Here is a 19,224-nt window from a genome sequence, read left to right as displayed (position 1 = left end):
ACGCGCCACCACCCTGGTTGCCATTGCCGTCGCCGGCCCGTGCCCGATTCGGGCAGCAGGACACCGGCGCGCGGCGCTTGCCGCTCGGCGCGGGTGCGGTTCTGCTGCGACACGGTGGACTCCCCTGGTGGACCAGAACGTTGCCGCTCACGGTACGGCCGCCGCGCACCGGCGGCAACGTGAATTTGCGAGTGAAGCCCTCGTATGAAGGAGGTCTCTGCCGAGAGATCAACTTCACGAGGGGCTTCACGTGAGTGCCAGCGGCAGACCCGTCAGGACGGGACCTGGGCAAGCCTGAGCACGTAATCGAATCCGCGTTTCTGCGCGGGCGAATCCACCATTGGCAGGATCAGCGCTGGTATGCCGGCGGAAACCGATCCGCCGTCGCCGGCGGGATGATCACCGACCATCAGGGTCTGGCCCGGTGTGGCATGGAGGGCCTCGAGGGCGGCGCCCCAGATGCGAGGGTCCGGTTTGACGAAGCCGACCTCGTAGGACAGTACGAACGCATCGACATGGCCGTCGAGTCCGTGCCGCGCGAAGCATTTGCGGATGTCCCAGCCGACGTTGCTGACGACGCCGATGCGAACACCGCTGTCACGCAATGCGGACAGCGTGGCGACGGTGTCGGCGTACGGCTCGATTGCTTCGGCGTGTGTTTCGTGCATGACCGATGCCAGCGCCTGGTCAACCCCAGGAATCTGTTCCAGCACGGTGAGGATCGCCCGATCCCAGACTCGCGGATCCAGATCTCGGGCGATGTGGGCCGGATCCGTGGCCGTCTCCCGCAACAGTTCCGCGAAGTCGCCAGCAATACGGTGCGCCTCGCCAGCAGCCAATGCCCGGTCGATCGATGCCGCCGCGTTGCCCACCCAACGCTCCGAGTCTCTGGCGAACAGAGTCCAGGCGAAGTCGAACAGTACTGTCGTCACGCGCCTGGCGGTCATCGCATCACCCTAGATCGACACGACGCGTCCGGGAGCGGCGGTCGACCTGGATCGGGCAGGGCTGGGGTGCCCGGTCTCAGCCGGCGTGCGCCACCGGGTGGCGCCGCATCTCCTCCATGAACGGGTAGCGCGCGGTCAGCTCGGCGAGCGTGATGCCGGCCCGCCACGCGGCCGCCACCTGCGCGACCTGGAGCAGATCGGTGGCGTCGCCCCGCGCCTGGACGTCGCCGTCCACCCGCAGGTCGATCATGAAGTAGCGGGCCTGGGAGCCGAGGCTGACGCAGACCACGCCCCGGGCGGAGGTCATCTCGGCGCATGTGAACCGGCTGCGCCCCTGCTCGGGCGCGGTAACCTCGCCCACGTCGAGCTGGTGCGCGGCGGCGGTCGCCACGAGCGCGGGGGCGAGACCGCCGGGCTCGACCAGGTCCGGGTAGAGGCGCACACCCAGTGCGGCCGACACGTCGCTCATGACTGACTCCCACTTCCTCGTGACAGAGACCAGCAGCGCGCAGGTTACGAGTGTGTTTCCGGCACGCACGGCCATCTTTTCCCGTGCGACGGTCCCGGGGCAATAGGAACGCCCTCATCGAACCCCTCCGAGGTACGCTGCCGCCTCATGGCGCTGATCCGGTGTGACTTCTTCTCCGAGGCGTTGGGCATGGGCACGTCGATGACGGTGCTGCTGCCCGATCGCGGCGCGGCCGGGATCGGCGTGCCGGGCGCCGCCTCCGACGGCGACCCGCCGGTGCTCTACCTGTTGCACGGCCTGACCGACGACGACACGGTGTGGACCCGGCGCACCTCGATCGAGCGGTACGTGGCGCCGCTCGGGCTGGCCGTGGTGATGCCGCAGGTGCAGCGGAGCTTCTACTGCGACGAGGCGCACGGCAACCGGTACTGGACGTTCCTCAGCGAGGAGCTGCCCGAGGTGTGCCGGTCGTTCTTCCGGCTGTCCACGCGGCGGGAGGACACGTTCGTCGCGGGCCTGTCGATGGGCGGCTACGGGGCGATGAAGTGGGCGCTGCGCCACCCGGAGCGGTTCGCGGCGGCGGCCAGCCTGTCCGGCGCGCTGGACGTGACGCGCCGCCGCCACCATGCGACCCGTCCGGTCGACCCGGCGGTGTGGCGCACCGTCTGGGGTGACGGCCCGGTGCCCGCCGACGACGACACGGTGGGGCTGCTGGAGCGCTCCGGCGACGACCGGCCGGCGCTCTACGTCGCCTGCGGCACCGAGGACTTCCTGTACGAGGACAGCATGCGGTTCCTCGACGTGGCCCGGAAGCGCGACGTGCCGGTCACCGTCGACTTCGGTCCGGGTGACCACGACTGGGCGTACTGGGACGCGCGGATCTCCGACGTGCTGGCCTGGCTGCCGCTGCGCACGCGCTGACCGGTGCGCGGGCGCTGAGCGGGCTCAGACCCCCACGGTGCCGTCGATCGCCTCGCGGATCAGGTCGGCGTGCCCGTTGTGGCGGGCGTACTCGTGCAGCATGTGCAGCATGACCAGGCGCAGCGAGACGTCCTCGCCCCAGCGTGCCTGGTGGCCTGTCACGTCGAGCGACTCGGCCTCCCGCTCGATGCGCCGGGCGTGCCCGATCTCCCGCTGCCACGCCTCGAACGCCTCCGCCGCGTCGGCGTCGCGGGCGTCGTACGCCTGCTGGAAGTCGCCGCTGTCCGACCACACCAGCGGCACGTCCTCGGCGGCGATGACCCGGCGGAACCAGGTGCGCTCCACCTCGGCCATGTGGCGGACCAGGCCGAGCAGGGACAGCGTGGACGGCGGCGACGCCTGCCGGCGCAACTGCTCGTCGGTCAGCCCCTCGCACTTGAGGGCCAGCGTGGCCCGGTGGAAGTCGAGGAAGGCGCGCAACGACTCCCGCTCGTCCGCGAGCAGCGGCGGGCCGATCCGTTCGGTCTCCATGAGCGTCGAGCCTAGCCGCAATCGATCATGGTGGAACGACCGCGTCACCGCAGTGACGAACCGGCCACCGGGAAGTCGAACCAGGTGTCCGGGTACGGCTCGTCCACGTACCGGTAGTGCCACCACTCCAGCGGATAGTTCTCGAATCCCTGCGCGGACATCAGCCGGCGCAGCAGGTCCCGGTTGTTCCGGGCGGTGTCGCTGATCCGCGCGTCGGCGGTGTGGGCGCGCGGGTCGAAGCAGTCGAACCCGGTGCCCATGTCGATCGAGTCGTCGGCGAAGCGGCGCCCGGCCGGGTCGGTGCAGGGCACGATCGGCTGGCCGGGCGTGTACGCGGCCTGCGGCGGCCCGGAGACCGGGACCAGGGTCAGATCGACTGTGCTGCCCCGGCTGTGCGCGGTGGGCGCGCCGATGTAGCCGTCGGCGAACAGCCGGTCCTTGGCTACGCCGGGATAGAACTCCCCCTTCATCCGCTGCTCACCGGGGAGTTTCGCCCAGGCGACGAAGTCGTCAGCGGCGCGTTGTGGGCGGTAGCAGTCGTACACCTTGAGGCTGTGCCCGCCGGCGAGCGCTGCGGTCTGCACCCGGTGCAGCGCCTGCGCCGCCGGGCGGGTGAGCAGGCAGCGCGGCTCGGCGTACCCGTCGACGGGACGGCCGACGAAGTTGTGCGGGCCCGCGTACCGGATGTCGGTGCGGACGGTGGGGTCGACGGTGGTGAGGTCCACGACGTCCGCCGGGGCCCGGGGGCCGGTCGGGGTGGGTGAGGGCGGCGCGGACGGCGACGGGGACGGCTCGGGCCGCTGGCAGGCGGCGAGCAGCGCGGCCGCGACGGCCAGGACCGCCGTCGCGCGCATGCCGGTGCCCATCCGCCGTGTCTACCAGCCCGAACGGGCCGGCATCGGCGGAACCGGTGGTCAGCCGCCCAGCACGGTACGCAGGAAGTCGACGGCGGCGGCGTCGTCGTCGATGCCGCCCGCCTCGTGGCCGTTGAACCGCCACACCGTCAGATCCTTGTCGCCCCGGTAGTCGTGGTAGGCGGCGTAGACGGTGGACGGCGGCGTGATCTCGTCCATCAGTGCGACGGAGAACCGGGCCGGCACTGTGGCGCGGCGGGCGAACGCGACGCCGTCGACGTAGCCGAGCGTGCGCAGCGCCTGCTCCGCGCGGTCGCGGTGCACGGCGAGGTAGTCGCGGATCTCCCGGTACGGCGTGGCGTCGGTGATCGTGATGGCGCGTGGGATGTCGCAGAGGAACGGCACGTGCGCGACAGCCGCGCGGACCCGCGGGGCCAGCGCGGCGGCGGCGAGCGCGGCGGCGCCGCCCTGACTGTGACCGAGTACGGCGAGCCGGTCCGGGTCGACAGCGGGCAGCTCGCACGCGGCGTCCACGGCGCGGACCGCGTCGGTGAGGAAGCGCCGGTAGTAGTACTTGTTCGGGTCCTCGATGCCCCGGGTGGCCATGCCCGGCGCCTGCGGTCCGGCGGCGGCGACGTCGGGTGTGTCGCCCCGGCTCCACCCCGAGCCCTGGCCGCGCGTGTCCATCTGGAGGTGCGCGAAGCCGGCCGCGGACCAGAGCAGGTTCTCCAGCGCGTGGCCGCGGCCGCCGCCGTACCCGACGTACTGCACGATCGTGGGCAGCGGCTCCGTCGCGCCGCGCGGCACCCGCAGCCAGGCGCGGATCGGCTGTCCGGCGAAGCCGGGGAAGGTCACGTCGAAGACGTCGACAGCGGTCAGCGGCGTGGGCAGCGGAGTCGCCGTCACGGGGTCGCCGCAGGAGCGCGCCTGTGCCAGAGTGTCAGCCCAGAAGGCGTCGAAGTCCGGAGGCTCGTGCAGGTCGCTGCGGTAGGTGCGGAGTTCGGCCTCGGTCAGGTCGGTGAACACGCCTCGGTTTTCCTCGTCGTTCGTCGGGGGTGGACGGCGAGCCGTCGGAAGATGACGGGCGCATTTCCGGAACGTTTCCGCAACTCGTGCGAACGCTAGGGCCGGTCCGGCCTGTCGTCAAGCCCTCGGCGTACGGCAAGATGTGCGTGGGGCGGGACGGTCTACCGGTCGGTTCCGGCAGCCGGCGAAGGGAACACGGGTGAGCGCGGACGACGAGCGCAGGGTGACCATCACCGCGATCGCACGGGAGGCCGGCGTCTCGGTCCCGACCGTGTCGCGCGTGCTCAACGGGCGGTCCGACGTCGCGCCGGACACCCGGGAACGGGTCGAGGAGCTGCTGCGCCACCACGGCTACCGCCGCCGCGGCAGCCGTACCGTGCGCCGGGCGGACCTGGTCGACCTGGTCTTCAACGACCTGGACAGCCCGTGGGCGGTGGAGATCATCCGCGGCGTGGAGGACGTCAGCCACGCCGCCGGGGTGGGCACCGTCGTCTCGGCGATCCACCGCGAGTCCAGCTCCACCCGGCAGTGGCTGCACAACCTGCGCGCCCGCGCGTCCGACGGCGTGATCGTGGTGACCTCGCACCTGAGCCCGGCCGTGCAGGCCCAGTTGCGGCGCCTCAACGTGCCGGTGGTGGTGGTCGACCCGGCGGCCGGCGTGGCCGCCACGGACGTGCCGGCGATCGGCGCCACCAACTGGACCGGCGGCCTGGCCGCCACCGAGCACCTGCTCAAGCTCGGCCACCGCCGGATCGGTTTCGTGGCCGGCCCGCCGCACCTGCTGTGCAGCCGGGCCCGGCTGGACGGCTACCGGGCCGCGCTGGCCGCCGCCGGAGTCGCCGCCGACGACCGGCTGGTGCAGCCCGGCGACTTCTACCACGCCTCCGGGTTCACCGCCGGTGGCGCGCTGCTCGACCTGGACGACCCGCCGACGGCCATCTTCGCCGCCAGCGACCAGATGGCCTTCGGCGTGTACGAGGCGGTGCGCCGCCGCGGGCTGCGGGTCTGCGACGACGTGAGCGTGGTGGGCTTCGACGACCTGCCCGAGGCGCGGTGGGCCTCACCGCCGCTGACCACGGTGCGCCAGCCGCTGGTGGAGATGGGCCGGCTCGCCGCGCGTACGGTGCTGCGGCTGGCCCAGGGCGAGGAGATCGACTCGCCCCGGGTCGAGCTGGCCACCGAACTCGTGGTGCGGGACAGCACAGCGGGGCCCGCCTACCGCTGATCCGGGCCGCTCCTTTCAGTCCTGTTCCGGAATTTCCGGCTCCCGTAGAGCCGACCCGGCCGACAGGGCGACGGCGGCGGCGTTACGGCGACGCCGGGCCAGCAGCAGCGCTCCCCCGGCCGTCAGCACCGCGCCCACCGCCACAGTCACGCCCGTACCGGGACGCGGCCCGGGTGCCGCCCCGCCGCCCCGCAGACCGGCCTGCCCGGCCAGCGCCGAGGCCGCCCCGCCCGCCGGTGGCGCCGGCCGGTCCAGCTCCCCCGGCTCGACCAGCCGTCCCACCGCGGCGTCGCGGGGCTGCGCGAACCCCCAGTCCAGCAGCGCCGCGCCCTGCTGCCAGCCCCGCTGCGTGGTCACCTCGGCGCCGAGCAGCGTGACCACGAGACGCCGCCCGCCGCGCTCGGCCGCGCCGACGTACGTGTGCCGGGCCAGGTCGGTGAAGCCGGTCTTGCCGCCGAGCGCGCCCGGGTAGTGGTCCAGCAGCATGTTGTCGTTGGAGATCGCGAACCCCTTCGCCCGCTGCGCCGGCTGGGCCGGGATCTGCGCGATCCGGGTGGTGGCGTACCTGCGGAACGCCGGGTCGGCGAAGCACGCCCGCGCGATCAGCGCCAGGTCGTACGCGCTGGTGAACTGCCCCGGTCCGTCCAGCCCGGACGGGGTGACCGCGTGCGTCTGCCGGGCGCCCAGGCGGTGCGCCTCCTCGTTCATCGCCCGCACCCCGCCGGCCAGCCCGTCCGGGCCGCCGCCGAGGCGGGCGAGCGCGTTGGCCGCCTCGTTGCCGGAACGCAGCAGCAGGCCGAGCCAGATCGTCTCGATCCGGTAGCGCCCGCCCTCCACCAGCCCGACCGCCGAGCTGCCCGGTTCGACAGCCAGGTCCCCGGCGGTCACCGTCACCTCCCGGTGCGGGTCCAGCCGGGGCAGCATGGTGGCGGCGAGCAGCAGCTTCTGCACGCTCGCCGGTACGCCGTACTCGTGCGGGCCGCAGCCGCCGAGCACCGCGCCGCTGTCCAGGTCGGCGACCACCCAGGAGGTGGCTGTCACCGCAGGCGGCGCGCTCGACGCGGGCGGGACGACCAGGCCGGCGGTGTCGAGCGCGGCGCCGCCGACGGCCCGCGCGGCCGGGTCGGGCGCCGGTGGCGGCTGCGGCGGCCGGGCCGACGGGGCCGGCACGTTCGGGCAGGGCGGCGCGGCGGGCAGCCGGCGTACGGGCGAGCGGACGGCGGCCACGGCCGGTGTCGCCGGCACCGGCAGCAGCAGGGCGGCGGCCAGCGCCACGAAGGGTCCCCAGGTCCTCATGCCCCGGACGCTAGCCACGCCGACCCGAACGGGTCACCGGCTCCGGGATTCGCGTTCCGGCGCCGCGGGCACGCGGTAGGCTCCGCCGCCCGTTCGCGGATCAGCGCGCGCGGAGCCCGTGGCCGCCGAGCGGGCCGACGTGCCATCCGCGCCGGCGACACTCGGCCAGCACGCGCGGAAGCGCGGCGAGACCGGCCCGCCAGGCGCCCGGCGCGGCGGTACGGGAGGAGTCGTGCAGCAGGATCGTGCCGCCCCCGTCCAGCCCGGCCAGGACGGTGCGTGCGACGGTGCCGGCGGTGGCCGTGGCGGTCCAGTCCCGGCCCCAGCAGCTCCACAGCACCGGCCGCAGGCGCAGCCGCCGGGCAGCCACGAGCGCGGCGGTGGTGAGCACGCCGTACGGCGGTCGCAGGAACCGGGGCGGACGGCCGGTCACGTCGGTGACCAGGTCGTACGCACGGGTCAGATCGCGAACCGTGCGAGCCGGACCGCGCAGCAGCAGGTTGTCGTGCGTCCAGCCGTGCACGGCCATCTCGTGGCCGTCGCCGACCACCCGGCGACCCAGCGCCGGGTGGCGCCGCAGCATCGCGCCGAGCACGAAGAACGTGGCGCGGACCCGGTGCGCCGCCAGCACGTCCAGGACGTGGCCGGTGGACTCCGGGTCCGGGCCGTCGTCGAAGGTCAGCGCGACCCGGTCGGGCGCCCCGAGCCCGTGCAGGCCGGGCAGCAGCAGCCGCCGTACGGCGGGCAGCGCCGTCACCACCGGCGCCGCCTGCACCGCCGGCAGCGCGAGCGCGGCGGCCCGGGCGAGGGTGGCGGCTCTCATCGCAGCCCGCCGGTGGACTGGAGCAGCGCGGCGAGGACGGCGACCGCGTCGCCGACCGGGTCCAGCAGGGGGCGACGTGTACCAGCCGGGCCCGCGGGCGGTGCCCGGCGTGCCGCCTCGGCGACCAGGCCGGCCGGGTCCTGGGACACGTCGTCGCGGGACGGGGCCACCGGTCCGGTCCCGATCACCGCCGCGAGCACCGGCCCGAGTTGCTGCGGTGTGGCAGCCCACCGGCTCAGGCCGGCGCGGGCCAGGATCGCGGCGTTCGCGCGTCCGTGCCCGGCGATGGGCCGGTACGTGGCCACCGGCAGCCCGGCCGCCAGCGCCTCCTGGCAGGTCAGCCCACCGGCGTTCTCCACCATGACGTCGACGGCGCGCATCAGCGCCGGCATGTCGTCGACCCAGCCCAGCACGTGCCGGCCGGCGCCGCGCAGCCGGTGGCGCAGCGCCGCGTTGTGCCCGCACACCACGACCGGCCGGACGCCCGCGGCGGCGACCTCGGCCACCGTGGCCGCCACCTCGCCGGCGCCCCAGGAGCCCGCGACGACGAGCGCGAGCACACCCTCGGCCGGGAGACCGAACCGCTGCCGGGCCCGCCGCCGGTCCTCCGGGCCGGTGCGGGTGAAGGCGCGGGACACCAGCGGCTGCACCGCGGTGACGTCGGCGGCGGAGGCCTGGTGCGTCTCGGCGTGACGGACCGCGCAGTACACGTCGACGCCCGGCGCGAGCCACGTCGGGTGCACCACGAAATCCGTCACATAGGTGATCACCGGGACACGGAGCCGCCCGCGGCGCCGCAGCGGGCCGAGGAGCTGGTTGGCGAACGGATACGTGGTGACCACGGCCCGCGTGTCGGGCGGGATGCGGCGGCGCAGGTGACGCCGGAACGGCCGCAGCAGTGCGCGGATCGCGCGTACGGCGGTCTGCGACCTGCCGGTCAGCCGGAACAGCGCGTGGTAGCCCCAGGGAAGCCGGTGCAGCACGCCCCGGTACGTCTCGCGTACCACCCGGTGGACCGGGTGGGGCAGCAGGTGCAGGAGGTTCAGCCGGTCCACCGCGAAGCCCCGCGCGCGCAGCCGGTGCGCCAGTTCGTCGGCAGCCCGGTCGTGTCCGGCGCCGATGTCCGCCGAGACCACCACGATCCGGCCCGGGTGCTCCATGCCGGGCGCATACCCACGGAACCGGTGTCCACGCGACCTCGCCCGGGGCGCCGGTGACCGGGTCAGGCGCGGCGGCGTCCGCGGCGGCGGGATCGGCCGCGGCGGGCGGCGAGCACCGCCGCCACCCCGCCGACGGTGAGGGCCAGCAGACCGGCGACCGGCACGATCACCCGCCAGTCCCCGTCGCCGATGCGGTGCAGCGCCGTCCCGGCCGGTCCCCGCCACGGCGGGGAGGCGGTACGTCTCGGTTCGGCGGCCGCCGCCTGCCGGGGCTCCGCCGCCTCGGCGTCCCGCTCACCCGGCTCGACCAGCCGGCCGACCGAGGCGTCCCGGGGCAGCCGGAATGCCCAGTCGAGCAGCTGGGCGCCCTGCTGCCAGCCGCGTACCGGGCGGGCCTCGGCGCCGAGCAGCGTCACCACGAGGCGGCGTCCGTCCCGCTGCGCGGCGCCGACGTAGCTGTGCCGGGCCAGCTCGGTGAAGCCGGTCTTGCCGCCGAGCGCGCCGGGATAGCGGTAGATGAGCTGGTTCTCGTTCTGGATCTGGAACCCGCCCTTCTTCAGCGCGGGCTGGGCCGGGATCTGCGTGCGCTCGGTGAGCGCGTACCGGCGGAACGCGGCGTCGGCGAAGCAGGCCCGCGCGATGAGCGCCAGGTCGTACGCGCTGGTGAACTGGCCGGGACCGTCCAGGCCGGACGGCGTGACCGCGTGCGTCTGCCCGGCGCCGAGCCGGCGGGCCTGCTCGTTCATCTCGGCGACGCCTGCCTGCGCGCTGCCGGCGCCGAGGCGGGCCAGCATGTTCGCGGCGTCGTTGCCGGACTGGAGCAGCAGGCCCAGCCACAGCGTCTCCACGCTGTAGCGGCCGCCGACGAGCAGGCCGACGGCCGAGCTGCCCGGCTCGATGTCCAGGTCGGCGCGGGTGGCGACGGCGACGTGCTTCGGGTCCAGCCGGCTCAGCATGGTGGCGGCCAGCAGCAGTTTCTGGGTGCTGGCCGGGGTGCCGGGGACGTGTGCGCCGCACGCGCCGAGGACCTCGCCGGTGTCCAGGTCCGCCACGAGCCAGGTGGTGGCGGTGACCGCCGGGGGCGCGGGGCTGCCCGGTGGCACGACCAGCCCGGCGCCGGCCAGCGCCTCGCCGCCCACCGCCGCCTGTTCGGGCGTCGTGGCCGGCGGTGCCGGGCGGGGCGGCCGGCTGACCTTCGGGGCGGGCAGGCGCGGGCAGGGCACGGGAGCGGCGCCAGGGGCGGCTACCGGGGCGGCGGGTGTGGTGGCCGGGGCGGCGGCGGCCGGGGCGGGCGTCCCGGTGGCGAGCAGGGTGACGGCGGTGGCGACGGCCAGGGCCCGGGCTCTCATGAGAAGGCACCCTACCGATCCCGATGATCAGGTCGGGACGGCTCACCGGTGTCGTGACGCCGCGCCGACCGGACGCTCCCGGTGGGTGACCGGCCGGGGTGTCAGCGCACGCCGCGCAGCCACCACCGCTGCCACGGCGTCTCCACCGCGCGCCGGTGGTAGTGGGAGCGGACCCAGGCCACTGCCCGCGCGGGCGGCAGCCCGTCCAGCACGGCGAGCGCTGCGAGTGCGGTGCCGGTGCGCCCGACGCCGCCGTGACAGGCCACCTCGACCCGCTCCCCCGCGTACGCGCGCCGCCACGCCTCCCGCAGCGCGTCGAGGGCGTCGGCGCGGTCGGCCGGGATCCAGAAGTCGGGCCAGCGGACCCGCCGGACCGGCCATTCCGGCTCGGGACCGGGCGCCAGCAGCAGGGCGAAGTCGGCGGGCGAACCGGGCTCGGCGACCCGGCGTCCGCGCACGGTGGCACCCCCGGGCAGCGTGAGCAGGCCGGCCTGGTCGGTCCACGGTGTCGCGTCCATGGCTCATTGTGTCGTGTCGGCCGGACACGTGAGTGCCCGCCGGACCGGGTCCGGCGGGCACTCACGATCGAGCCGGGTCGTCCCCGGCGCGCCTCGGATCAGCCGAGGCGACGGCGGCGCCAGGCCATGGAGGCCAGGAGCAGCACCGCACCGGCGGCGGCGAGGCCTCCACCGAGCTTCAGCGGCGTGCCGATGCTGTCACCGGTGACCGGCAGTCCACCCTTGTGCGGCGGCCGGGTCGGCCGCGGCGGCAGGACGGTGCCGGTGGCGCTGGCGATCCGTCCGGACGTCAGACCGGTGGCGGTGAACGTGTACCGGCCCGGCCGGGTCGGCCGGTAGGTGACGGTGAAGTTGCCGCTGGCGTCGGCCGTCACGGTGAACGTGGTCGGCGCCGGCTGCGGCTGGGCACGGTTGGGCGTGTAGGCGACAGGCGCCATCGCCACCGTGCTGCCGTCGCTGCGCCGCGCGGTCCCCTCGGCCGGGGCGGCCGCGGGCAGGCCCGAGATCGCCACGTCGATCCGCACCGACTCGTTCGGCGCGAAGTTCGAACCCCGCAGGGTGAACGTCTCGCCGAGCCGGATGGTGGTCGGTGAGACGGTCAGCGACGCGACCTCGGGCGGGTAGACCGGGGGCTGCGGCTGCGCCGCCCCGGCCGCGGTCGGCACGGCCGCTACGGCCAGGCCCACCGTGAGCGCCATGATGATGCGGGATAGCCGCATGATGGTTTCCCTCCTACTGTTCACAGCTTGGTGCGTTGACTACTTGGGTGGTCCATGGGGTGACGGTGGGCGTGTGCACCAGCTCGGCCGTCCCGGCGCCGGTCTTGCCGGTGAGCACCGTGACGTCGAGCGTCCGGGTCTGCCCCGGGCGCGTCTCCACGTTCGCCACCGCAACCTGGCGGCGGCCGTGGGTGCCACTGCCCATCGCGGTGTCCCGCCCGTCCAGCCGGCCGGTGAGCACGGCGCCGCCGGTGGGCGTGTGGACGGAGACGAAGGTGCGTGCGGTGTACTTGTCGCCGGCCAGAGCAAGCCCGGTGACCGACTTGCTCAGGCCCGACTTCGGGGCGGTGGAGTGCACCGTGACCCGCAGCCGCAGCTCACGGCGCCCGTCCGGGTGGCATTCGCCGACCGTCACGGTGGCCGAGAACCTGAGGTAGTAGCCGAGCTTCGCGCCGCTGCCGTCGTTGAGGAACACGCCGACAGTCGGCACGGAGTCCTTCTCCGGGAGCTGACCGGCCAGTCGGCTGCCGGCCAGTGCGCGTTGCTCCTCAGATCGGACACTCCAGAACAATATCCGACGTTCATTGATTGAACGGGTAAAAACGGTCAAAAGTGCGCGCGGGTCGACCGTCTTGGTGAACAGGGTGTCGAAGACGCCCGAGGCGGCCTTGGTGAAGTACTCGTCCTGGTCCTTCGTGTCCAGGTCCCGGTACGAGTCACTGAGGAGCGTCCGTACGGCGGTGGCGGCGCCCAGCGACGGCCCGTCCGGCACGGTCACCGGACCCACGACGCCGAGCAGGTACGACAGGACCACCGGGTCGACCGCCAGGACCCCGTCCACAGTGGTGCCGGTCCGGCGGCGCACCATGTCCCGGTAGAGCGCGGCGGCGGCCGGGAAGTCCGGGTTGAGGTTCACGTCCGCCGGATAGATGCCCGGCAGCTCGCCCCAGAGCCGCTTCGCCTCCGCGTCGACCTTGAGTGGCGGGTCGAAGAAGCGCAGGTCCGACGAGCTGCCCTGCTTCACGAGGCGGATCCGCCCACCCTCGGCGCGCAGGACGGCGTACGCGCCGAACATGCCACCGGTGGCGCGCAGCTCGGCCGGGTTCTGCGAGACCAGCAGATAACTGCGCGGCCCGTCCGCGCCGAGCAGCGGCGGCAGCAGCCGGGCGCCGCGGTCAGCCGCCGAGGTCAGCTCGCCGAGCTGGTCCAGCTCGGCGCGCAGCGCAGTGACCGCGTCGCGTACCTGCGTCACGAGGTCACCGGTGGGCACCTGCCGCAGCCGGTCGGCGGTCCGGCGTACCGCCTGGTCGGCGGCGGAGACCTCGGCCGAGACGGCGCGCAGGCGGGCCAGATCCAGCTTGCCCTGCTTCGGCACCAGCGAGGCGAGGTCGACGCGCAGCAGCGTGGGGAACGCCAGCCGGGCCAGATCGTCCACCGCCACCGAGATCTGCCGCACCGCGGCGAGGTTGTCCCCCGCGTACGGCGTCTGCTGGCCGACCCACCACACCGGATCCCCGGTCTCGCCGCGCGCGGCGGCGGCCTGCTCCTGCAATGCGGCGAGCGTGCGCTGGGCCCGGGCCACGTCGCCGTCGAGCACCTGGGCGCTGAGTTCCCGGGCCAGCCCGGCGGCGTTCACCAGGTGAGCGCGGGCCTGCCAGCCCCGGAACGCGACCCAGCCGCCGGCGCTGAGCAGCACCGACACGACGACCAGCCCGGTCAGCAGGATCCGGCGGACCCTGGTGCGCCGGCGCCGTCGCGAGCGGCGCCGCCGGACGGGCGTGGCACCAGGTCCGCTCACGGATTCCCCCTATGCGTCGGTCGAATCAGACACAATTCGCGATCGAGTGCTTTTTAGCATGAAAAAGTGCTCGTTCGAGGCGTTATTCGACACTCTGACGATTTAACTGCTGTGTGCGAACTTTGTTCGGTTCGACGGTCGCTCGGCCGCCTCGTGCAGCAGCGCCTCGATCCGGTCCACACCGGCCCGCATCGACATGTCCCGCAGGTACGCGTCACGTCCCCGCCTGCCCATGTCGAGCCGGGCGGCCGGCGGGATGGCGGCGGCCAGCCAGAAGCGGTCGGCCAGCGCCGCCCAGTCCTCCGGCGGGCAGGACAGACCGGCGCGGGCCCGCTCCACCACCTCCGCCGTCTCCCCCGCCGCGGAGGCGACCACCGGCGCGGCGCAGGAGAGCGCGGCCTGGAGCTTGCCGGGCACCCGGCCACGCAGCTCCGGCAGGTCGCGCTGGGCCACGAGCTGGTAGTCGGCGGCGGCGTAGAGCTGCGGCATGTCCACCGCGGACCGTCGCTCCAGGAACCGGACGTTGTCCGCGCCGAGGTCGGCGGCGAGCCCTCGCACCCGCCGCTCCTGCGGACCCGAACCCACGAGCACCAGATCCATCCGGTCGCCGAGCGCCGCCGCCGCGCGGACCGCCGTCTCCAGATCCTGGCGCACGCCGATCGTCCCGGCGTGCATCACCACGCAGCGGTCGTCCCGGCGGACCAGCCGCCGCACGGCCGGACCGGCCTGGGTGGGCCGGAAGATCCGCTCGTCGGTCCAGTTCGGCGCGGCGCGCACCCGGCCCGGGTCGGCCCCACCGGCGCGGACCAGATCCGCCATGAACGGCGAACCGACACCCACCACCGCCGACTCCCGGTAGAGGCGGCGGGTGGCGGCCTCCAGCCGCGCCGGCCACCCGCTGTCCTGCGCCGAGCGCCCGTCCCGCTCCGTCCACACGTCCTGCACGTGCAGCACGGTCGGCGTACGGCCGAGCAGCCGCAGCAGCCCGGTGGCCGCGAACGTGACCGCCGGATGGCCGTAGACGTAGAGCACGTCGACGTCGCGCAGCAGGCCCCGGCCGGCGAGCGCGGCGCTGCCGGCGAAGGAGAGCCAGGTCGCGGCGCGGGCACGGGCGGAACCGTCGCCCGCGGCGTACCGGGGCACCCGGCGCACGGTCAGCCGCTCGCTGTGCGTCTGGTGCCGCCAGCGCTGCCGCCAGCCGGGATAGACGTGGCCGCCCGGGTAGTCCGGGAAGCCGGTGAGCACCCGTACCTCGTGGCCCCGGGCCACCAGCTCCTCGGCCAGGCTGCCCGGGACGAACGCCGGCTCCGGCGGGAAGTGGTAGGTGAGGATGCCGACCCTCATGACCGCGCTCCCGGCGCGGCTTTCCGGACGGCCGGGCACCGCAGCGCGTACCATTCCCGCATCCCCTCTGCGTCCGGCCGCGACCGCCGGAAGAACGCCGTCGCGGCACCCTCCGTCGCGACCGTGCCGACGAGAGGGGTGCAGATGGTCGACGAGGTGCTCTTCGTCTGCCACGCGAACATGTGCCGGTCACCGATGGCGGAGTTCATCGCCCGCCGGATGCTGGCCGGCCTGCCGCTGGCGGTGGCCAGCGCGGGGACCGACGCGATCGACGGTGCTGCCATGCACCCGTACGCGGTCGAGGTGACCGCGGCCACCGGCGCGGACCCGGCGGCCTTCCGCACCCGCCGGCTGCGCGCCGAGCACCTGACCGGGGCGGCGCTGGTGCTGACCGCGACCCGCCGGCAACGCTCGGCCTGCACCTCGCTGGCGCCGGCCGCGCTGACCCGGACGTTCACGCTGCGGCAGTTCGCCCGGCTGGCGGCCGAGGCCCGCCCCGCCGAGGCGGAGGCGGGCACGCCGTTGCGGGCAGCGGTGTCGGCCGCGGTCCGCGCCCGGGGGCGGCTGCAACCCGCCGCCCCCGACGCGGAGGACCTGCGCGACCCGATCGGCGGTTCGCCCGCCGACTTCCGGCGCTGTGCCGAGGAGATCGAGCGGTCGATCCGGCCCGTGCTCGCACTCATCGCGACAGCCGGGTGAGTTCCTGCGTCCGGTCGCCCACGGCCTTCGCGCCCCGCCGGGTGCCGGCCCGGTCGGCCGGTACGGAGGGCGCCGCTGGCGGCACGACCACCTTGTACGCCTCGTACTGGTAGGCGTCCGACTTGGCCACCTTGGCCATGTTCAGCACGCAGCCGAGCAGGCGCACCGAGACCGAGCTGAGCGCGTGCGCCGCCGCCGCGACCTGGCTGCGGGAGGTACGCCCCTGCTGGGTGACCAGGAGCGCGCCGTCGGCCTGCACGGCCACCACCACGCCGTCGGTGACCGCCAGCAGCGGCGCGGTGTCGATGACCACGATGTCCGCCGAGTCCCGCAGCGCGACCAGCAGGTCCGCCATGGACTTGGAGCCGAGCAGCTCGCTCGGGTTGGGCGGGGTGGCGCCGCTGGGCAGCACCAGCAGGGACTTCTCCCCCCAGCGCTGCACCACGTCACCGACCTGGACGTCGCCGACGAGCACGTCGGTGAGGCCGACGCCGCCGTCGAGCCCGAGGTAGTCGGCGACCTTGGGGCGGCGCAGGTCGGCGTCGATCAGCAGCACCCGCCAGCCCGCCTCGGCCAGCGCGATGGCGGTGTTGCAGGCCATCGTGGTCTTGCCCTCGCCCTGCAACGCGCTGGTGACCGCGATGACCCGGGCCGGCTCGTGCACGTCCACGAAGCGCAGGTTGGTACGCAGCTTGCGGACCGCCTCGGCCCGGGCGGAGGTGGCCGCGTCGCCGACGATCAGCGGCGCCGACCGCGCGCCGGTCTCGTACGGGATCTCGCCGAGCAGCGGACTGCCGGTCACCCGTTGCAGCCCGGCGCCGTCGCGCATCCGGACGTCGGCCACCCCGCGCAGCACTGCGAGGCCGACGCCGAGCAGCAGGCCGAGCAGACCGCCCAGGACCAGGTTGCGGGTGGGCTGCGGCGAGACCGGGTTGGAGGTGACGCGGGGACCGCTGACCACCTCGATCTTGATCGGCGGGGCCTTGCCGTCCGGCGGCGTCTCGACCTTGCGTACCAGATCGGTGAACTTCGTCGCGAGCGTCTCGGTGGTCTTCAACGCCCGGGTCTGGTCGGTGTCGGTGATCGTCGCCTGGAGCAGGACCGTGCCGGCCGTGGCGGTGGTGTGGATCCGGCTGCGCACCTGGTCGGCGGTGAGGCCGAGCGGCGCGTCGGCGACCACGCTCTGCGCCAGCCGGTCGCTGGTGAGCAGGTCACCGTAGGACTTCACCCGCTGCTGGAGGAAGAGGCTGCCCTGGTAGGCGTCGGTGACCCCCTGGCTGGGCGTGGTGACGAAGAACGTCACCGAGGCCTCGTACCGAGGCGCCGTCCGGACCGTCACCAGCGCGGCGGTGCCCAGACCGAGCATCACCGTCACCAGCACGATCCACCAGTGGCGTCGGACCAGGCGCAGGTAGCCGAGAACGTCCATCACGCTCCCCCTCGCGACACGCCGGTCTGCCGATGAAACTGCACGAAAGCCCCCTAAAAACACCAGTCGCCGTGCCAGGATCGAATCGCCTATTCACGACGTTACGTGACTGGACGACAGTAAACGACCGAACAGGCACAGACGGTCTAATCCTTTCAATACGGATAGGACGTAGAGGGCAGCCCATGGATCGTGACGCGATCACAGCCGTTCGACCCGCCGGCCGGATCACCCACCGCGCCGCCACCCTTTCCCTGTTAACGCTGGACACGGCCGCGTGGTGCGGAGGTTTTCTCGGCGCCGCCTGGACGCGGTACGAATTCGACCTCACCGCCGCCGCCAGCGCCCGTACGCTCGGCATGGCGCTGGCCTGCGCCGCGCTGTACGCCGTGCTCACGCTGCTGCGGTCCCGGCTCTACGGCCGGTATCCGATCGGCAGCGCCGGCGACGCGCAGGGCCTGGCCACCACCGTCGCGCTCGTCGCGGCCGTCGGTTTCGTCGCCCTGCTGCCGTGGACGCAGCACCCGGTGCCGGCCAGCACGCCGCTGATCGGCGGCTCGGTCGCACTCGTGGTGATGGCGACCGCCCGGGGAGTCTGGCGGGCCCACGCCGACCGCCGGCCGCCCGCCGCACGACACGCCGAGCGCTGCCTGATCTACGGGGTGGACGCGGCGAGCGAGCGGCTCGTCCGGGTGCTGCTGCACGACCCGGACAGCAGCTACCGGCCGGTGGGCCTGCTCGACGACGCGCCCGACAGCCGCGGACTGCGGCTGGAGCGGCTGCGCGTGCTCGGCGGCCGGGAACAGATCGCCGCCGCCGTCCGTGCCACCCGGGCGAGCACAGTCATCTTCTCGATGAGCGGCTCGGATCCGCAGCTGCTGCGCGACGTCCGGACCCGCACGCTGGAGGCCGGCGCGGCGTTCAAGGTCCTGCCGCCGGTACGCGAGGTCCTCGACCGCCCGGTGGCCGCCACCGACGTACGCGACCTCCAGCTCACCGACCTGCTGGGCCGCGCGCACCGGGTGGCCGAGCTGAGCGTGGAGCGCGGCGGGCTGGCCGGGCGCCGGGTGCTCGTCACCGGCGCCGGCGGCTCGATCGGCTCGGAACTGTGCCGGCAGATCGCCCGCTGCGAGCCGGACGAGCTGATGATGCTCGACCGGGACGAGTCCGCGCTGCACGCCTTGCAGATGTCCCTGCACGGGCGCGCGCTGCTGGACGGGCCGGAGCTGATCCTCGCCGACATCCGCGACGCCGAGGGCATCGCCCGGGTGATCGCCGACCGGCAGCCCGACGTGGTGTTCCACGCCGCGGCGCTCAAGCACCTCACGCTGCTCCAGCGCCATCCCGGCGAGGCGATCAAGACCAACATCCTGGGTACGCTGAACGTGCTGGAGGCGTGCCGGGACGTCGCCGAGTTCGTGAACATCTCCACCGATAAGGCGGCCAACCCGGCGAGCGTCCTCGGCTACTCCAAGCGGATCACCGAACGGCTCACCGCGTACCACGCGCAGCGCCTGGACGGCCGATACCTGAGCGTCCGGTTCGGCAACGTGCTCAGCAGCCGCGGCTCGGTGCTCACCGCGTTCCAGGCGCAGATCCGGGCCGGGGTGCCGATCACCGTCACCCACCCCGATGTGACCCGCTACTTCATGACCGTGCAGGAGGCGGTGCACCTGGTGCTCCAGGCCGCGACGATCGGCCGGGGCGGCGAGGCGCTGGTGCTCGACATGGGCGAGCCGGTCCGGATCGCCGACGTGGCGCGCCGGCTGGCCGCCGAGGCGGACCGCCCGACGGAGATCGTCTTCACCGGCCTGCGACCGGGCGAGAAGCTGCACGAGCACCTGTTCGGCGCCGACGAGGTGGACAGCCGGCCGCTGCACCCACTCATCTCCCACGTCCCCGTGCCCGAACTGGACCCGGACGAGGTGCGCGGGCTCGACCCGTACGCCGACCCGGACGAGCTGATCAAGCGGATGGCCGCGTTCTGCGACCCGGTCGGGGCGTCCCTGCCGGCCCTGCCCGGGCAGCGCTGACCCGCCGGCCGACGGGACGCCCCACCCAGGTGGTGAGACGGGCGTCCCATCGGCCGGCTCGGCTCGCCGCCGGTGGCGGCGCC

General features: G+C 74.2%; 18 protein-coding genes. 4 read left to right on the top strand and 14 right to left on the bottom strand.

What is annotated here, in order from left to right; all coding sequences use genetic code 11:
- Positions 1–272 precede the first annotated feature (272 nt).
- Positions 273–947: an HAD family hydrolase gene (locus ML5_RS24925; RefSeq protein ID WP_013476637.1), complete on the bottom strand. Its 675-nt coding sequence runs from the start codon at positions 945–947 to the stop codon at positions 273–275.
- A gap of 76 nt (positions 948–1,023) precedes the next feature.
- The gene (locus ML5_RS24920) at positions 1,024–1,416 is read right to left on the bottom strand and encodes a hypothetical protein (protein WP_013286540.1); all 393 of its coding nucleotides are present in this window, start codon (positions 1,414–1,416) and stop codon (positions 1,024–1,026) included.
- A 147-nt stretch (positions 1,417–1,563) separates the two neighbouring features.
- Here ML5_RS24920 and ML5_RS24915 point away from each other — a divergent pair, with 147 nt between their 5' ends.
- On the top strand, positions 1,564–2,337 hold the full coding sequence (locus ML5_RS24915) for an alpha/beta hydrolase family protein (protein WP_013476636.1): 774 nt from the start codon (positions 1,564–1,566) through the stop codon (positions 2,335–2,337).
- A 24-nt stretch (positions 2,338–2,361) separates the two neighbouring features.
- Here the strand turns inward: ML5_RS24915 and ML5_RS24910 are convergent, their stop codons facing one another.
- The 3 genes from ML5_RS24910 to ML5_RS24900 are packed head-to-tail and all read right to left on the bottom strand — an operon-like array spanning position 2,362 to position 4,748.
- Positions 2,362–2,868, bottom strand: coding sequence for a DinB family protein (locus ML5_RS24910; protein WP_013476635.1), 507 nt, complete (start codon positions 2,866–2,868; stop codon positions 2,362–2,364).
- 44 nt (positions 2,869–2,912) lie between these two features.
- Entirely contained in the window at positions 2,913–3,722 is an 810-nt protein-coding gene (locus ML5_RS24905) for a M15 family metallopeptidase (protein ID WP_013476634.1), read from the bottom strand.
- 60 nt (positions 3,723–3,782) lie between these two features.
- The gene (locus ML5_RS24900; protein ID WP_013476633.1) at positions 3,783–4,748 is read right to left on the bottom strand and encodes an acetylxylan esterase; all 966 of its coding nucleotides are present in this window, start codon (positions 4,746–4,748) and stop codon (positions 3,783–3,785) included.
- A gap of 199 nt (positions 4,749–4,947) precedes the next feature.
- On the opposite strand from ML5_RS24900, the gene ML5_RS24895 reads away from it, so the two are divergent.
- Complete coding sequence (locus ML5_RS24895) at positions 4,948–5,973, top strand: LacI family DNA-binding transcriptional regulator (RefSeq protein WP_013286545.1); 1,026 nt, start codon at positions 4,948–4,950, stop codon at positions 5,971–5,973.
- Positions 5,974–5,988: 15 nt separating this feature from the next.
- Here the strand turns inward: ML5_RS24895 and ML5_RS24890 are convergent, their stop codons facing one another.
- The 8 genes from ML5_RS24890 to ML5_RS24855 all read right to left on the bottom strand — a co-directional run bounded on the left by ML5_RS24890 (position 5,989) and on the right by ML5_RS24855 (position 14,980).
- Complete coding sequence (locus ML5_RS24890) at positions 5,989–7,269, bottom strand: D-alanyl-D-alanine carboxypeptidase family protein (protein WP_041784268.1); 1,281 nt, start codon at positions 7,267–7,269, stop codon at positions 5,989–5,991.
- A 100-nt stretch (positions 7,270–7,369) separates the two neighbouring features.
- Positions 7,370–8,092, bottom strand: coding sequence for a polysaccharide deacetylase family protein (locus tag ML5_RS24885; RefSeq protein WP_013476631.1), 723 nt, complete (start codon positions 8,090–8,092; stop codon positions 7,370–7,372).
- Complete coding sequence (locus ML5_RS24880; RefSeq protein WP_013476630.1) at positions 8,089–9,252, bottom strand: UDP-N-acetylglucosamine--LPS N-acetylglucosamine transferase; 1,164 nt, start codon at positions 9,250–9,252, stop codon at positions 8,089–8,091. The genes ML5_RS24885 and ML5_RS24880 overlap by 4 nt, the downstream gene beginning before the upstream one ends.
- Before the next feature lie 62 nt (positions 9,253–9,314).
- Positions 9,315–10,601, bottom strand: a complete 1,287-nt coding sequence (locus ML5_RS24875) for a D-alanyl-D-alanine carboxypeptidase family protein (protein WP_013476629.1) — start codon at positions 10,599–10,601, stop codon at positions 9,315–9,317.
- Positions 10,602–10,702: 101 nt separating this feature from the next.
- Positions 10,703–11,119, bottom strand: a complete 417-nt coding sequence (locus tag ML5_RS24870; RefSeq protein ID WP_013286550.1) for a protein-tyrosine phosphatase family protein — start codon at positions 11,117–11,119, stop codon at positions 10,703–10,705.
- Positions 11,120–11,217: 98 nt separating this feature from the next.
- Positions 11,218–11,838 (bottom strand): hypothetical protein, encoded by a 621-nt coding sequence (locus ML5_RS24865; protein WP_013286551.1) that lies wholly within the window; start codon positions 11,836–11,838, stop codon positions 11,218–11,220.
- Between the two features lie 13 nt (positions 11,839–11,851).
- Complete coding sequence (locus ML5_RS24860) at positions 11,852–13,636, bottom strand: DUF4012 domain-containing protein (protein WP_013476628.1); 1,785 nt, start codon at positions 13,634–13,636, stop codon at positions 11,852–11,854.
- A 102-nt stretch (positions 13,637–13,738) separates the two neighbouring features.
- Positions 13,739–14,980, bottom strand: coding sequence for a glycosyltransferase family 4 protein (locus ML5_RS24855; protein WP_013476627.1), 1,242 nt, complete (start codon positions 14,978–14,980; stop codon positions 13,739–13,741).
- Between the two features lie 144 nt (positions 14,981–15,124).
- On the opposite strand from ML5_RS24855, the gene ML5_RS24850 reads away from it, so the two are divergent.
- Entirely contained in the window at positions 15,125–15,679 is a 555-nt protein-coding gene (locus ML5_RS24850; protein WP_013286554.1) for a low molecular weight phosphatase family protein, read from the top strand.
- Here ML5_RS24850 and ML5_RS24845 read toward each other — a convergent pair.
- Positions 15,660–17,108, bottom strand: a complete 1,449-nt coding sequence (locus ML5_RS24845) for a polysaccharide biosynthesis tyrosine autokinase (protein ID WP_013286555.1) — start codon at positions 17,106–17,108, stop codon at positions 15,660–15,662. The two genes, ML5_RS24850 and ML5_RS24845, sit on opposite strands and share 20 nt — an antisense overlap.
- Positions 17,109–17,293: 185 nt before the next feature.
- On the opposite strand from ML5_RS24845, the gene ML5_RS24840 reads away from it, so the two are divergent.
- Complete coding sequence (locus ML5_RS24840; protein WP_013476626.1) at positions 17,294–19,141, top strand: nucleoside-diphosphate sugar epimerase/dehydratase; 1,848 nt, start codon at positions 17,294–17,296, stop codon at positions 19,139–19,141.
- Positions 19,142–19,224: the final 83 nt, after the last annotated feature.

The organism is Micromonospora sp. L5, from assembly GCF_000177655.2.
GTDB lineage: Bacteria > Actinomycetota > Actinomycetes > Mycobacteriales > Micromonosporaceae > Micromonospora > Micromonospora aurantiaca.
Note: the sequence above shows the minus strand (reverse complement) of the source record. Positions and strands in the feature narration are given on the sequence as shown.